The organism is Methylophilus sp. YYY-1, from assembly GCF_029132825.1.
GTDB lineage: Bacteria > Pseudomonadota > Gammaproteobacteria > Burkholderiales > Methylophilaceae > Methylophilus > Methylophilus glucosoxydans.
In genome coordinates this window covers 688,671-704,133 of record NZ_WOVG01000001.1, presented here as the reverse complement: position 1 = coordinate 704,133, position 15,463 = coordinate 688,671, and the positions used below count along the sequence as shown (strand labels likewise).

The following is a 15,463-nucleotide window of genomic DNA, read 5'->3' as shown; positions in this document are numbered from 1 at the left end:
CGCCTGCAACATCCAAAAAATGATGTTTTTGTGATTAAATAGGCACATTTTTGAGTTTGGGAAAATAATTATGGCACAACCTGTTTTCAAGCGCATATTACTCAAGTTATCAGGTGAAGCGCTGATGGGCGATGACGCATATGGCATTAATCGCGAAACAGTGACGGCTATTGTTGCGCAAGTCAAAGAAATCGTCAGTATGGGCGTACAGGTCGGCATAGTCATCGGCGGTGGCAATATTTTTCGCGGTGTTGCCCCTGCCGCAGAGGGCATGGACCGGGCAACTGCGGATTACATGGGTATGCTAGCCACGGTGATGAACGCGATGGCCTTGCAGGATGCCATGAAGCACGCAGGCTTGCCAGCACGTGTGCAGAGTGCATTGAATATTGAGGCGGTCGCTGAGCCTTATATCCGCGGTAAAGCCATTCGTTACCTGGAAGAAGGTAAGGTGGTGATTTTTGGCGCGGGTACTGGTAACCCGTTTTTTACCACGGACACGGCAGCTGCTTTGCGCGGCGTTGAGATTGATGCCGAAATTGTATTGAAGGCGACCAAGGTCGATGGCATTTACACGGCAGATCCGAAAAAAGATCCGACAGCGACCCGTTATGATATGGTGACCTACGACGAGGCGATCAATAAAAACCTCAAAGTGATGGATGCAACTGCATTTACGCTGTGCCGAGATCAGAAAATGCCGATTGCGGTGTTCAGTATCTTTAAAGAAGGCGCGTTGAAGCGTGTCATTCTGGGTGAAAATGAAGGTACGCGCGTGATGGCTTAAGCCCCGCGCGTCGATTGGAGAATCAAATGGTTGAAGACATTAAAAAATCTGCCGAGCAGAAAATGCATAAATCGCTGGAGTCCCTGAAAGTGGATCTGGCAAAAATCCGTACTGGCCGTGCACACACCGGCTTGCTGGATCATGTGATGGTGGAGTATTACGGCTCTATGGTGGCAGTCAATCAAGTTGCGAATGTCAATTTGGGTGATGCACGTACCTTGAATGTGCAGCCTTACGAAAAAAACATGATTGCCAAAGTTGAAAAAGCGATTAGAGACTGTGATTTAGGCCTGAATCCTGCCACCAATGGTGATTTGATTCGCGTACCTATGCCAATGTTGACCGAAGAGCGTCGCCGCGACCTCGCCAAAATTGTGCGTCAGGAAGGTGAGGGCGCCAAAGTGGCGATCCGTAATGTGCGCCGTGATGCAAACGATGCTCTGAAAAAACTGATTAAAGACAAAGCCATTTCTGAAGATGACGAGCGCCGCGCACAAGATGAAGTGCAAAAAATGACAGACAAAGCTGTGGCGGAAGTCGATAAAATTCTGCAACAAAAAGAAGCGGACCTGATGGCTGTTTAACAGCCATTTGCGCGAACGGAAACTGTTTTGGGTTTTTTCTCCAGCTCTACCAAAGAAGTCCCGCCTGTTCAGGAAGTGCCCCAGCACGTCGCCGTCATTATGGATGGCAATGGGCGCTGGGCCAAAAAACGTTTTTTGCCACGTGTCGCCGGGCATCAACGTGGCCTGGAATCTGTGCGCGCCATGGTCAAGGCCTGTGTCCGGCTGCAAATCAACTACCTCACCCTGTTTGCGTTTAGCAGTGAAAACTGGCGCCGCCCGCAGGAGGAAGTGACTTTTTTGATGAGCCTGTTTCTGGAGGCCCTGGACCGCGAAGTCAAGAAACTGCATGATGCCAACGTGATCCTGAAACTGATTGGTGATCGTAGTGCCTTTAACGCGGCATTACAGGAAAAAATGATCGAGGCCGAAGCGAAAACGGCTGCCAATACCGGACTGGTGTTGACGATTGCTGTCAATTACGGTGGGCGCTGGGATGTGGTCAATGCCATGAACCAGTTAATGCAGGCACAACCTGATCTCAAGAAGATCGAGGAGTGTGATCTGCTGCCTTACCTTTCCATGCCATATGCGCCAGAGCCGGATTTGTTTATCCGCACCGGCGGTGAAACCCGTATCAGTAACTTTTTACTCTGGCAGTTGGCTTACACTGAATTGTATTTTACGCCCACCTTGTGGCCCGATTTTGATGATGACGCCTTTGAAGTCGCACTCTCTTCATACCGTCAACGTGAACGCCGCTTTGGCCGCACCAGTGAGCAACTGGTTGATGGTAGCGACGCCTAGAGAGACTAAAAGCAAGGATATGCTAAAAACAAGAATTGTGACCGCGGTTGTCTTGCTGGGATTGTTTTTGCCAGCCTTATTTTTGCTGCCATTGCTGGCTTGGGCCCTGATTATGTTGGGATTGTCGCTGGTCTGCCTGCGTGAATGGTCTGGCTTTTTGCAGTTTAATCGTGTGCAAACCACGGTGTATCTGGCAATTTCTAGTCTGGCGGGCGTGGTCCTGTTGTTTGGCCTGCTTAACCTGGGCTTTCACTGGTTTTTTTATCAATCGTTACAGGTATTTGCACTTGCCAGCCTATTCTGGCTATTGATTGTGCCAGTGGCCTTGTACTTCAACACTTTTTTTAACAGTGCCTTTGTGAATGCATGGGTGGGTGCCGGACTGATGCTGTCGTTATGGATGGCGCTGGTTGTCGCAAAAGCGGTGAATCCCTATGTGCTGCTGGTGATTATTTCCACCATTTGGCTGGCTGACAGTGCGGCTTATTTTGCGGGTAAACAATTTGGCCGTCACAAACTGGCGCCAGCGATTAGTCCAGGCAAAACCTGGGAGGGCGTGCTTGGGGCGTTAATCGCCGTCACAGGCTATGCGGGGATTTTGTATGGCAGCGGCTGGGTGGCTACAGGCTGGATTTTTCCAGGCTTGTGGCTGGTGACGGTGGTGGGTATTTATGGCGATTTGTTTGAGTCATTTTTCAAGCGCCGAGCCAACCTCAAGGATAGTGGACAGTTTTTGCCTGGGCATGGCGGCTTGCTGGATCGGGTCGATGGCGTTGTGCCAGCGTTGCCGGTCGGGCTGTGCCTGCTGTTCTGGTTTCACTTCTGCGCGCAAGCTCATTCATTTTAAGAGGTTGATTTGCAATACGTCACCATACTAGGCAGCACTGGCACCATCGGTCAGCAGACGCTGGATGTGATTGCCCAGCATCCTGAGCGCTATGGCGTGTTCGCGCTGGCCGCACACAGTCGGGTCGACCTCATGTTGCAACAGTGTGCCCAATACCGGCCAAGATTTGCTGTGATGCAGGATGCGGAAGCCGCGCGACAACTAAAACAATGCCTGGCTGCTGAGCAACTGCCAGTGGAGGTATTGTCTGGCGTGGATGGTTTGAGTGAAGTCGCTGCCCATGAAGACGTCAGCATCGTGATGGCGGCCGTGGTTGGGGCTGCCGGATTGTTGCCTGCCTTGGCCGCGGCCCGTGCGGGTAAGAAAATCCTGCTGGCAAATAAAGAAACCCTGGTGATGGCTGGCCAATTGTTTATGGATGCTGTCAAGCAAGGTCAGGCCACTTTGTTGCCGATTGACAGCGAGCATAACGCGATCTTTCAGGCCATGCCGCGTCAGAGCTATCAAGCGCTGGCAGATGTCGGTGTGAATCAGATTATTCTCACCGCGTCAGGCGGCCCGTTCCGCGGGTATACACAGACACAATTGCAGGAAGTGACGCCTGCCTTGGCGCTCAAGCACCCTAACTGGGTGATGGGTGCAAAAATTACGATAGACTCCTCCACCTTGATGAACAAGGGGCTGGAAGTGATCGAGGCGCGCTGGTTGTTTGATGCGCGTCCAGATCAGATAGAAGTCGTTGTGCATCCACAAAGTGTGATTCACTCTATGGTCTCTTATGTGGATGGCAGCATTCTGGCGCAACTGGGTAATCCAGACATGCGCACGCCGATTGCCTATGGCTTGGGCTATCCAGAGCGTATTGCCTCTGGCGTCAAACCCTTGAGTTTGATTGACGTCGCCAAGCTGGAGTTCGAGGCGCCTGATACGCAACGTTTCCCCTGTTTGCGTCTGGCTTATGAGGCCTTGGCTGCAGGCGGCACGGCGCCAGCAATCCTGAATGCCGCCAACGAAGTGGCGGTCGCTGCCTTTTTGCAGGAAAAAATCCATTATCTGGATATTCCATGCCTGATAGAACGTACCTTGCAATCGCTGCCGGTCGAAACAGTCAGCTCGATTGAGCAATTGCTGGCGGTTGATCAGCAGGCCAGACAGTTTGTCGAGCATGCGCTGGCTGCGCAGGCGGTCAGCCCCTTGCGCAAGGTGGCGAGTGTATGACTTCAGTCTGGGCTTTTATTGTCGCCATAGGCGTGCTGGTGACTATCCATGAGTTTGGCCACTATTTGGCCGCCCGCAGTTGTGGCGTGCGTGTCCTGAAATTTTCCATCGGCTTCGGTCGGCCGATTTTCAAGTTTCAAGCCCATCCCCAGGCCACAGAATGGGTGCTTTCCTGGATCCCGCTCGGCGGCTACGTCAAAATGCTGGATAGCCGTGAAGCGACTGAAATGCCTTCTCGTCCCGATGTGGATTGGTCACAGGCTTTTGATCGTCAGTCCATTGCGGCCAAAATGTGGATCGTATTTGCCGGCCCGCTGGCCAATCTGCTCCTGGCATTCGTGTGTTATTGGGGATTGATTGCGCAAGGTGAGACTGGCCTGAAACCCTTGATTGGTCCGGTCGAGCCTGGCTCATTGGCTGCGGCCGCCAAACTGCGCCAAGGCGACCTGATTGTATCGCTGGATGGTCAAGCGGTGGCGACTTGGCAAGAGGTGCAGTGGCAAATGCTGGATCAATGGATGGCACACCGTAGCCTACGTGTCGTGACCAAAACCCCGCAAGGCGAGCTGCATCAGCATCAGTTGCCGCTGCAACAGTTAGCGGGCGAGCCAGATGGCGAAGTGATGCAGAAAGTGGGATTGGCCGTATTGATGCCGACGGTGCCAGCAGTGATTGGGGAAGTCTTGCCTGGCTCGGTGGCTGAGAAAAGTGGCTTGCAGCCTGGGGATCGTATCCTCAAGGTGAATCAAAAGCCGATTGCAGACTGGCAGCAATTCGTCAAGCTGGTCCGTGCAAGTCCCGAGCAAGCGCTCAAGCTGGAATACCAGCGGGCTGAAAGGTCCTATGAAGTCAAACTGTTGCCAGAACTGACCCTGCAAGGTGGTCAGAAAATTGGCCGTCTGGGGGCGGCTGTGGATATGGCAGCGGTAGATTTGACGCCTTATCAAGTGGTCAGGCACTTTAGTCTGATGCAGGCGGCGGGCCGTGCATTGGAAAAAATGCAGGAGACCATTGCCTTCACCCTCAAAATGCTGGGAAAAATGGTCACGGGTCAGGCATCACTCAAGGCGATCAGTGGCCCGGTCAGTATTGCCGATGCGGCTGGTGAGTCGGCCGATATGGGCATTAAACCTTACATCGGCTTTATTGCTTTGCTCAGTATCAGTATTGCCGTCATGAATCTGCTACCGATTCCAGTATTGGATGGCGGTCATTTGTTGTATCATATGGCGGAGTTGATACGAGGAGAACCGTTACCTGAACGTGTGCTGGCGATTGGTCAGCGACTGGGTTTGGGTATATTGGGCGCGTTAATGTTAATTGCTTTTTTTAACGACATTAATCGCTACCTGATTGGTTGAAAGCATAGTTAATGAGAATAAAATCAAGTTCCAAATTGTGGTTGGGTTTGTTAGCTGGGGTGATGCATTTCAGCGCTTACGCCACAGAACCGTTTGTCATTTCAGATATCCGCGTTGAAGGTTTGCAACGCACCGAGGCGGGGACTGTATTTAACTACCTGCCCATGCAGGTGGGCGATGTCATGAGTGATGAAAAAGCTGCGCAAGCGATTAAATCCCTCTATGCCACCGGATTTTTCAAGGATGTGCGTATTGAAAATGAAGGCGATGTGCTAGTTGTCACCGTTCAGGAACGCCCCTCTATCTCACAAATTGATTTTAGCGGAAACAAATCGTTTCAAACGGACAAAATCAAAGAGGGCCTGAAGCAGATCGGCATTGCCGAAGGGCAGATTTTTGATAAAGCCCAGTTAGATCGCGCCGAACAGGAAATCAAGCGCCAGTATCTGTCACAAGGCAAGTACAGCGCAGAGGTTAAAGCCACGGCAAGTCCGCTGGAGCGTAACCGCGTCGCTATCCGCTTTGAGATTACCGAAGGCCCTGCAGCCAAAATCCGCGATATCAATATCGTGGGTAATCATTTGTTTACCACGCAGGATTTGCGTGCAAACTTTCAACTGACGACTCCAAACTGGATGAGCTGGTGGAACAAGGATGACCAGTATTCCAAGCAAAAGCTGACTGCGGACCTGGAAGCCTTACGTTCGTTTTACATGAACCAGGGCTATCTGGAGTTTGCGATTGATTCCACGCAAGTTTCCATTTCGCCAGACAAGCGGGACGTGTATATCACCATCAATATCACCGAGGGTGATAAATACAATATCAGCAAAACCAAGCTGGCTGGCGAGACATTGCTGCCAGAAGACGATCTGCGCAAACTGATTAATATTCAGGATGGCGAAGTATTCAATCGCCAAAAAGTCACCGACGCCAGCAAAAACATTAATGACAAGCTGGGCGAAGAAGGCTATGCCTTTGCTAATGTCAACGCGGTGCCCGAGATCAATAAGCAAGAGCATACTGTTGCATTTACCTTCTTTGTTGATCCCGGCCGTAAAGTATATGTCAGACGGATTAACGTACAAGGGAATACCCGTACGCGTGACGCGGTGGTTAGACGCGAGATGCGTCAACTGGAGTCTGCCTGGTATGCAGGCGATAAAATCAAACGTTCAAAAGAGCGTATCCAGCGCTTGAACTTCTTTGATACGGTCGAGCTGGAGACGCCTTCTGTGCCTGGCATCAATGATCAGGTCGATATGAACGTGACGGTTGCAGAAAAGGCTACCGGCAGCGTACAGTTTGGTGCTGGTTTGTCCAGTAGCAGTGGTGTGATTCTTGGCTTCAACGTCAACCAGCCGAACTTCCTCGGCACCGGTAACCGTGTCGCGTTGGTAGTCAATACCAGTAACTACAACAAAACCTACTCGTTATCCTATACCAACCCATACTTCACCCCAGACGGGATCAGTCGTGGTTTTGATATTTACCGGCGTGATGTCAACACTGGTAATACCAATAGTAGTTTGTTAAATGTGGGTACCTATAGCAGCCGTTCTTATGGCGTGGGTGTTAACTTTGGTATGCCGCTGTCAGAAAGGGACTTTGTCAATGCCGGGCTGACGCTAGACTTTACCAATGTCAGCTTGAGTAGCAGCAGTCCGATCCAATACATTAACTTCTGCGGTAATACCAGTGGCTGTGACAGCAACTCCTTAGTGGCCAATGCCAGCTGGACCTTTGACTCCAGAGACAGCATTCTTTTCCCGCACCGCGGTGTTTTACAAAGACTCTCTGGCGAGGTCAGTGTGCCGGGGCTCAATCTGCAGTATTACAAAACCACTTACCAGCATGCCTGGTATAAAGAGTTAAATGATAACTTTACCTTCATGCTAAACGGGCAAGTTGGCTATGCGAACAGTTATGGTGGTAAAAACTATCCTTTCTTTAAAAACTTTTATCTGGGTGGTGTAAACAGTGTCCGCGGTTTTGTGAACTCTTCATTAGGCCCTAGAGGTATAAACCCAACGTCAGGTTCAACGTATGCGCTGGGCGGCACCAAAGAGGTTTTAGGCAATGCGGAATTGTTTATGCCAGTGCCGTTTGTCACCCAGTCTAGTCAGTTCCGACTGAGCGTGTTCTTGGATGCGGGGGGAGTTTACGGGCAAGATGATCCGATTAACTCGGAATATTTGCGTTTCTCAACCGGTGCAGGCGTGACCTGGGTGTCGCCATTTGGACCGTTGAAATTGGTACTGGCCAAGCCTTTGAATAGTAAAAGTTATGACAACACACAAGTGCTGCAATTCCAGTTTGGACAGCAGTTCTAACGCATGCTGTGTCAAATCATTCATCATGCTGGCGCGGAAAGGAGGACTCTCATGAGAAGCATCTGGTTTAGCGTGCTAGCGATTGTATTGTGTTGTGCACATGCACAAGCCGCCGATTATTACAAAGTCGGGTATGTACAGGTGGACAAGCTTCTGCAAGAGGCACCGCAAACCGCCGAGACTGGTAAAAAGCTTGAAAAAGAGTTTAGTCCGCGCTCACTCGAGCTTGATAAGCTGCAAAAACAGATTCGTGAGTTGGAAACGCAGCTCGATCATGATCGTTCAAACCTGACTGAGTCAGATCGCCGCCTGAAAGAGCGTCAATTGAACAATTCACGCCTTGAATTTCAGAGCAAGCAGCGTGAATTGCGTGAAGATATTAATTTGCGCAAAAATGAAGAGCTGGCCTTGTTGCAAGAACGTATCAATAAAGCGGTGCAGACTGTGGCTGAGAACGAAGGCTATGATCTAGTCGCCTACAGTGGAGTTGCTTATGCCAGCAAGCGTATTGATATCACGGATAAAGTGCTGAAATTGCTAGGTAAAAAATAGAGATTTTGCCTGGCTTTGGGTTGTCCGCTGCTCAGTCATGTTGTTTCCGAGTTATTTTTCTAAAGTTGTTTTCTAGGGTTGTTTTTTTATGGCGCAACACTATACATTACAAGAGATTGTTGCGTCTCTGGGAGGTGAGCTATGGCTAGGCGAGCAGTCACAACATGCGAGCGCCCTGACCGTGTCTCGCATGGCTTCCTTGTCGCAGGCGCAGCCAGGCAGCATTGCTTTTTTTAACGATACCAAATACACGCAATCCTTACAGGCCACCCAGGCATCTGCCATCATTTTACGGCCTGAGCATCAGCATTTAACGGCTCTGCCGTGTATTCTGACGGATAATCCTTATGCCTACTTCGCAAGGCTGTCCGCGCTATTGAATCCGCCGCGTACTTACCAGAACCAGATTCATGCAACCGCCGTGCTTGGGCAAGGGGTGCAGCATGGGTCCGAGTTAACCGTTGAGGCGCAGGTCTATATTGGTGACCGCGTTGTTCTGGGCCAAGGGGTCAGAATTGGTGCCGGTTGCGTGATCGAAGACGATGTAAGCATTGGTGCGCATACCGTGCTGGAACCGCGTGTGGTGGTCAAGCATGGCAGCCAAATTGGCAGCCATTGCCATTTGTTTTCTGGCTGTATTATTGGAAATGATGGCTTTGGTTACGCAGAAGCGCAGGGCGAATGGGTTAAAATACCGCAGATAGGCCGGGTAGTGATCGGAAATCACGTGGATATCGGTGCAAATACCACAGTCGATCGCGGCGCTTTGGATGACACTGTGATTGCAGACGGTGTGAAGTTGGACAATTTAATACAGGTCGCCCATAATGTCCGCATTGGCGCGCATACGGTGATTGCTGGCTGCGTGGGCATCGCAGGAAGTGCAGTGATCGGTGAACATTGCAAAATCGGTGGCGCGGCCATGATTTTGGGCCATCTGCAGATTGCAGATGGTGTCACCATCTCGCCTGGTTCCATGATTATGCGCTCTATCCAGCAGGCAGGCACTTATACGGCGCTCATGCCATTCCAAAAACATGCAGACTGGTTGCGGACCGCGGCCAATATCCGGCATCTGGAACAATATCAGCTCAAGCTCAAGCAGCTTGAGCAAGCAATTAGCAATATACAGAGACATTCAAAAGATTGAGAGAGACTATGGCTGAGAACCCAATGAATAGCATGGATATTCATGAGATACTAGAACATTTACCGCACCGTTATCCGTTTGTGCTGGTTGACCGCGTACTGTCTATGGAGTTGGGTAAAGAGATCACCGCCGTCAAAAACGTTTCGGTCAACGAGCCTTATTTTCCAGGTCATTTTCCATACCACCCTGTGATGCCTGGCGTCTTGATTGTTGAGGCCATGGCGCAGGCGGCAGCCATCCTGTCTTTTAAAACGATGGGTACCAAGCCGACCAATGACTCCGTATATTATTTTGCTGGCATAGACAATGTGCGCTTTAAAAAGCCGGTGTCCCCAGGCGATCAGATCGTGCTCAATGTCAAAATTGACCGTATCCTGAAGGGTATCTGGAAATATGTCGCCGTGGCCAAAGTAGGAGACGAAGTGGTGGCCGAGGCCAACATGATGTGTATCCTGAAAGCCATTGAAAAATAACGATATGATACTGCGCTCATGAGGGCGTAGCAGGCGAAACATGCAAAGTTTGATTCATCCTACCGCAATTATTGATCCCAAAGCCGAGCTGGATAGCTCGGTCGAAGTGGGCGCGTATAGCACCATAGGTGCGGGTGTCCGTATTGATGCGGGTACCAAAATCGCCTCACATGTGGTGATTGAAGGCCCCACCACCATTGGTAAGCATAACGAGATTTTTCAATTCTCATCGCTAGGGGCAAAGCCACAAGACAAAAAATTCAAAGATGAGCCTACGCTGCTTGAAATCGGTGATCACAATGTCATCCGTGAGTTTTGTACCTTTAATCGTGGCACGGTTCAGGATAAAGGCACGACCAAAATCGGCAGTCATAACTGGATTATGGCTTATGTACATATTGCCCATGATTGCATCGTTGGCAACCATACCATCATGGCGAATAACTCCTCGCTGGCAGGGCATGTCACTATTTATGACCATGCCATTCTTGGCGGCTTTACCTTAATCCACCAATATTGCCAGATCGGTGAGCATATTATTACCGCGGTTGGGTCTGTGGTGTTCAAGGATATTCCGCCCTATGTGACGGCAGCGGGGTATGACGCGCAGCCGCATGGGATTAATGCCGAGGGCCTCAAGCGTAGAGGCTTTAGTGCTGAGACCATACAGCAAATCAAGCGCGCCTATAAAGTGCTTTATCGTCAAGGCTTGTCATTAGAAGAAGCAAAAGCGGCCTTGGCTGACATGGAAACATCCTGCCCGGAAATTGGCTTGATGACCCGTTTTCTCGCGCAGACCACGCGCGGCATTGTCCGTTAATTCACACACATTATGGCTAAGATTGCAATGGTGGCGGGAGAGGCCTCCGGAGACTTGCTGGGCTATCACTTGATTCAGGAGCTGAAAGCAGCGCAACCTGACGTCGAGATTTTTGGCATTGCGGGTCCTAAAATGATGAGCCTGGGTGCCAAATCCTTATTTCCGATCGAACGTTTATCGGTACGTGGCTATCTTGAAGTGCTCAAGCATCTGTGGGGCCTGCTCAAGTTACGCCGCCAGTTGTACAAGCAGATTCTCACTGAAAAGCCGGATGTATTCATCGGTATTGATGCCCCAGACTTTAACTTTTGGCTGGAGCGTAAGCTCAAAGCCAAAGGCATCGCGACTGTGCATTATGTCAGCCCCTCTATCTGGGCGTGGCGTAAAAACCGGATTCACAAAATCAAGCGGGCGGTTTCACATATGCTGGCCTTGTTTCCGTTTGAACCTGCGCTTTACCAGCAGGTCGGCGTGCCGGTCACCTATATCGGCCATCCTCTGGCGGATGCGCTACCGATGGAGCCGCCTGTTGAGCAAGCCCGCGAGAAACTCAAACTCAAAAAAGACACAGTGGTGATTGCGATGCTGCCTGGTAGCCGCCAGTCAGAGGTGACGTTTCATGCAGAACTTGTTCTGGAAACTGCGATTGTATTTGATCGCCTGATGCGTGAAAACGGCCAGCAAGCGCAGTTTCTGGTGCCATTGGTGACGCGAGAAACCCGCGATATTTTTACCAGTGCCTGGCACCAGTTATTAACGCAAAAACCTGAGACCAGCATAGACCTGCAAATCATGTTCGGCCACGCACATGATGCGATGACAGCCGCAGATGCGGTGCTGGTCGCCTCAGGCACAGCAACACTGGAAGCTGCGTTGCTCAAGAAGCCGATGGTCATTACCTACAAGATGTCTAATATGAGCTGGCAATTGCTTAAACGCATGCGTCTGCAGCCTTATGTTGGCTTGCCTAACATCCTGGCTGGTGAGTTTATTGTGCCTGAATTGCTGCAGGATGACGCGACTCCGGAGCGCATTGCGCAAACACTCTACAATCTGCTGGCTGATAAAGTTGGCTTGAGTGCGCTACAAGAAAAGTATCGCCATATTCACGCGCAGCTCAAGCAAAACAGCGCGCAAAAGGCGGCGGCTGTGATTAGACAATTTCTACAGGCTTAACTGCGATGCATATCCTGTGTGGTATTGATGAAGCAGGTAGGGGGCCTTTGGCTGGCGCAGTGTATGCCGCCGCAGTCATTCTGGATCCGTCCAGACCTATCGCAGGCCTGGCAGACTCGAAAAAGTTATCTGAAGCCAAGCGTGATGCACTGGCGATCACCATCAAAGAACAGGCTTTGGCCTGGGGTATTGCCAACGTCAGCGCGCAAGACATTGATCGGATCAATATCTTGCAGGCCAGTCTGCTCGCCATGCAGCGTGCTTACCAGGCCATGTGCGACCAGTTTCATATACAGGCCACACTGATCCAGGTGGACGGCAATCGTAAACCTGCATTCCAGATCCCTTGTGAGGCCATTGTCAAAGGCGATAGCAAAGTGGCTGAAATTTCGGCAGCCTCTATTTTGGCCAAGACGGCTAGAGATGCTTCATTGCTGGAATTAGACGCGCAATATCCAGAGTATGGCTTTGCCCAGCATAAAGGCTATCCCACCGCGTTGCATCTTGAGCGACTGGCCTTACATGGCGTCACGCCTGACCACAGGCGCAGTTATGCACCAGTTAAAAAACTGCTCATAGCCATGGACAGTTAAGCACTTGGATGCCAGTCGCAATAAAAAAGCCGCTTTTTAAAAAGCGGCTTTTTTGTGACCTCAAGGCCAGAAAAACTTATTCGACCAGCAGTTCAGTCTTGCCGGATTTGCCATTCATTTCATCGGCATTCGGCAAGGGTTCTTTGCGTGCGGTAATGGTCGGCCAGACTTTTGCAAGACGGGCATTGAGTTCGATAAAGTGCTGCTGGTTGGCTGGCACATCATCTTCAGAGAAAATGGCTTCTGCCGGGCATTCGGCCACACACAGCGTGCAGTCAATGCACTCATCCGGGTTGATTGCCAGAAAGTTAGGGCCTTCAACAAAACAGTCTACCGGGCACACATCTACGCAGTCGGTATATTTGCACTGAATACAATTTTCGGTTACTACATAAGTCATGTTTTAAATCCTTTGTGGGCTTTTAGGGCCAAAACGATATTTTATTGCAATTTAGCCAAATTGACGATGGATGGCTTGGTGTGACATCCGCTTGCGCTGGTTTAGACAATCATGCCTGCGCCAACCGTGTTGTTGGTGCTCTCGTCAATGACGATAAACGCGCCGGTGGCACGGTTTTTATCATAGCTGTCTACCATCAGCGGTTGCGCCAGTTTAAAGCTTACGCGGGCGATATCATTCATTTTGAGATCAGTAGTCGCCTGTTGCTCCAGCGTGTTGACGTCCACCTTGTATTGAATGCTGCCGATTTTCGCTTTGGATTCGCGTGTGGTGTGACGCACTATGTAAGTCCGTGCCGGCGACAATGGGGTTTCTGACAGCCAGCAGACATGTGCTTCAATGTGTTTGACGGCTTCAGGCGCTTGACTGGTTTTCACGATCATATCGCCGCGTGAAGTATCAATCTCATCTTCAAGCAGCAGGGTCACGCTTTGCTCTGTCTGCGCACGTTGCAGCTGCTCAGCGCCCAGTTGAATCGCCTTGACTTTAGACTGGTAGCCGTTCGGCAATACTGTGACCGCATCACCGACGGCGATTTCACCAGACTCAACACGCCCCATAAAACCACGGAAATCATGCAGGTCGGGATTGGCTGAATCATGTGGGCGGCAGACAAACTGCACCGGGAAGCGGAAAGCTTCTGATGCCTCGCTATTTGAAGCCGGGGCCGCTTCCAGCAGCTCCAGCAAGGTTTCGCCCTGGTACCAGTTCAGATTCTCCAGACGGTCTACCAGCATGTCACCATTGAGTGCAGACATGGGAATGAATTTGATGTCGCGCGCTTGCGCCAGACCGATCTCGGTGGCGAATGCCGTGTAATCCGCCTTGATTTTGTCAAAGACGGCTTGGTCATAATTGACCAGATCCATCTTGTTCACTGCCACGACAATATGGGGAATGCCGACCAGATGCGCCAGATAACTGTGGCGGCGGGTTTGGGTCAGTACGCCTTTACGGGCATCGATCAGGATAATCGCTAGGTTAGCCGTTGATGCGGCGGTCACCATGTTGCGGGTGTATTGCTCGTGACCAGGGGCATCGGCGATGATGTATTTGCGGGTGCCAGTGCTGAAATAGCGGTAAGCCACATCAATGGTAATGCCTTGTTCGCGCTCGGCTTGCAAACCATCGGTCAGCAAGGAGAGATCCACGGCTTCCATACCGCGTTTTTTCGAAGTACGTTCAATGTTGTTGAGCGTATCTGCCAGGATGGTTTTAGTGTCATACAGCAAGCGGCCAATCAGCGTGCTTTTGCCATCATCCACGCTGCCGCAGGTCATGAAGCGCAGCAAAGAGTCGTTGTGTTGTGTTGTCATATTAGAAATAACCTTCTTTCTTACGCTGCTCCATCGAAGCCTCGGAAGTTTGATCGTCCAGACGCGTTGCGCCACGCTCGGTAATGGTGGTGGTGGCGGTTTCTACCACGATTTTGCTCACATCATCGGCATCAGAAATGACGGGCGCTGTACAGGTGACGTCACCGACGGTACGGAAACGTACCTGCATGTTGATGACTTCTTCACCGGCCTTGGGCTGGTTGATCAATTCGCCAGAAGTCAGCGGCACGTTGACCGGGAAAATCGCACCATGACGCATCACCACATCGCGCTGGTGGGCAAAGTAGATGCTAGGCAGCTCCAGTTTTTCACGCTCGATATATTGCCAGACATCCATTTCTGTCCAGTTTGAGATCGGGAAGGCGCGGATGTTTTCCCCTTTGTGCACACGGGCGTTGTACAGGTTCCATAATTCCGGGCGCTGGTTTTTCGGATCCCATTGGCCAAACTCGTCACGGAAACTCATGATCCGTTCCTTGGCGCGCGCTTTTTCTTCATCACGGCGGGCGCCGCCGATGCAGCAGTCAAAACCGAACTCCTCAATGGCTTCCAGCAGGGTCACCGACTGATGTTTGTTGCGTGGCTCATCCGGCGTTTTCAGCACCACAGTGCCACGCTTCATGGAGTCTTCCACTGAACGCACAATCAGGCGCTCGCCTAGCTCGGCAGCGCGCTGGTCACGGAAATTGACCACTTCCTGATAGTTGTGACCGGTGTCGATATGCATGAGCGGGAAAGGGAAGCGACCTGGGCGGAAGGCTTTTTCTGCCAGACGCAAAATGCACAACGAATCCTTGCCGCCGGAGAACAGCAACACAGGGTTGGCGCACTGACCAGCCACTTCACGCAGGATATGAATGGCTTCAGCTTCGAGCCAGTCGAGATGTGATAAAGGTTGTTTCGTTGTCATCTTAATTTATTACCAATCAAATTTTTACCGCCGATCAACGTAGATACACGCTCATTACTGCTTTAACGTTTTACCG

General features: G+C 50.9%; 16 protein-coding genes. 13 read left to right on the top strand and 3 right to left on the bottom strand.

Annotated elements, in window-relative coordinates:
- Positions 1-70 precede the first annotated feature (70 nt).
- The 13 genes from pyrH to rnhB all read left to right on the top strand — a co-directional run bounded on the left by pyrH (position 71) and on the right by rnhB (position 12,680).
- The gene (pyrH, locus tag GOC95_RS03230; protein WP_194748107.1) at positions 71-787 is read left to right on the top strand and encodes a UMP kinase; all 717 of its coding nucleotides are present in this window, start codon (positions 71-73) and stop codon (positions 785-787) included.
- Between the two features lie 26 nt (positions 788-813).
- Entirely contained in the window at positions 814-1,371 is a 558-nt protein-coding gene (gene frr / locus GOC95_RS03225; RefSeq protein WP_275355714.1) for a ribosome recycling factor, read from the top strand.
- Positions 1,372-1,398: 27 nt separating this feature from the next.
- Positions 1,399-2,157: a polyprenyl diphosphate synthase gene (uppS, locus tag GOC95_RS03220; RefSeq protein ID WP_275355712.1), complete on the top strand. Its 759-nt coding sequence runs from the start codon at positions 1,399-1,401 to the stop codon at positions 2,155-2,157.
- A gap of 19 nt (positions 2,158-2,176) precedes the next feature.
- On the top strand, positions 2,177-3,004 hold the full coding sequence (locus GOC95_RS03215) for a phosphatidate cytidylyltransferase (protein ID WP_275355710.1): 828 nt from the start codon (positions 2,177-2,179) through the stop codon (positions 3,002-3,004).
- A 9-nt stretch (positions 3,005-3,013) separates the two neighbouring features.
- A complete protein-coding gene (gene ispC / locus GOC95_RS03210) occupies positions 3,014-4,222 on the top strand; it encodes a 1-deoxy-D-xylulose-5-phosphate reductoisomerase (RefSeq protein ID WP_275355708.1) in 1,209 nt (402 codons plus the stop codon).
- Positions 4,219-5,583 (top strand): RIP metalloprotease RseP, encoded by a 1,365-nt coding sequence (gene rseP / locus GOC95_RS03205; protein ID WP_275355706.1) that lies wholly within the window; start codon positions 4,219-4,221, stop codon positions 5,581-5,583. Before ispC ends, rseP begins: the two co-directional genes overlap by 4 nt.
- A gap of 62 nt (positions 5,584-5,645) precedes the next feature.
- Positions 5,646-7,916, top strand: a complete 2,271-nt coding sequence (bamA, locus tag GOC95_RS03200) for an outer membrane protein assembly factor BamA (RefSeq protein ID WP_194748462.1) — start codon at positions 5,646-5,648, stop codon at positions 7,914-7,916.
- Between the two features lie 51 nt (positions 7,917-7,967).
- Positions 7,968-8,468 (top strand): OmpH family outer membrane protein, encoded by a 501-nt coding sequence (locus tag GOC95_RS03195; protein ID WP_275355704.1) that lies wholly within the window; start codon positions 7,968-7,970, stop codon positions 8,466-8,468.
- An 88-nt stretch (positions 8,469-8,556) separates the two neighbouring features.
- Positions 8,557-9,618, top strand: coding sequence for a UDP-3-O-(3-hydroxymyristoyl)glucosamine N-acyltransferase (gene lpxD / locus GOC95_RS03190; protein WP_275355702.1), 1,062 nt, complete (start codon positions 8,557-8,559; stop codon positions 9,616-9,618).
- 8 nt (positions 9,619-9,626) lie between these two features.
- Positions 9,627-10,091, top strand: coding sequence for a 3-hydroxyacyl-ACP dehydratase FabZ (gene fabZ / locus GOC95_RS03185; protein ID WP_194748091.1), 465 nt, complete (start codon positions 9,627-9,629; stop codon positions 10,089-10,091).
- 40 nt (positions 10,092-10,131) lie between these two features.
- Positions 10,132-10,911, top strand: coding sequence for an acyl-ACP--UDP-N-acetylglucosamine O-acyltransferase (gene lpxA / locus GOC95_RS03180; protein ID WP_194748089.1), 780 nt, complete (start codon positions 10,132-10,134; stop codon positions 10,909-10,911).
- A 12-nt stretch (positions 10,912-10,923) separates the two neighbouring features.
- Entirely contained in the window at positions 10,924-12,087 is a 1,164-nt protein-coding gene (gene lpxB, locus GOC95_RS03175) for a lipid-A-disaccharide synthase (protein WP_194748087.1), read from the top strand.
- 5 nt (positions 12,088-12,092) lie between these two features.
- Positions 12,093-12,680: a ribonuclease HII gene (gene rnhB / locus GOC95_RS03170; RefSeq protein ID WP_275355699.1), complete on the top strand. Its 588-nt coding sequence runs from the start codon at positions 12,093-12,095 to the stop codon at positions 12,678-12,680.
- 76 nt (positions 12,681-12,756) lie between these two features.
- On the opposite strand, the gene fdxA is transcribed toward rnhB, so the two are convergent.
- The 3 genes from fdxA to cysD all read right to left on the bottom strand — a co-directional run bounded on the left by fdxA (position 12,757) and on the right by cysD (position 15,387).
- A complete protein-coding gene (fdxA, locus tag GOC95_RS03165) occupies positions 12,757-13,080 on the bottom strand; it encodes a ferredoxin FdxA (RefSeq protein ID WP_194748085.1) in 324 nt (107 codons plus the stop codon).
- A 101-nt stretch (positions 13,081-13,181) separates the two neighbouring features.
- Entirely contained in the window at positions 13,182-14,456 is a 1,275-nt protein-coding gene (gene cysN, locus GOC95_RS03160; RefSeq protein WP_194748083.1) for a sulfate adenylyltransferase subunit CysN, read from the bottom strand.
- A gap of 1 nt (position 14,457) precedes the next feature.
- Positions 14,458-15,387 carry a sulfate adenylyltransferase subunit CysD gene (gene cysD / locus GOC95_RS03155; protein ID WP_194748082.1) on the bottom strand — a complete coding sequence of 310 codons (930 nt, stop codon included), beginning with the start codon at positions 15,385-15,387 and terminating at the stop codon, positions 14,458-14,460.
- Positions 15,388-15,463 lie beyond the last annotated feature (76 nt).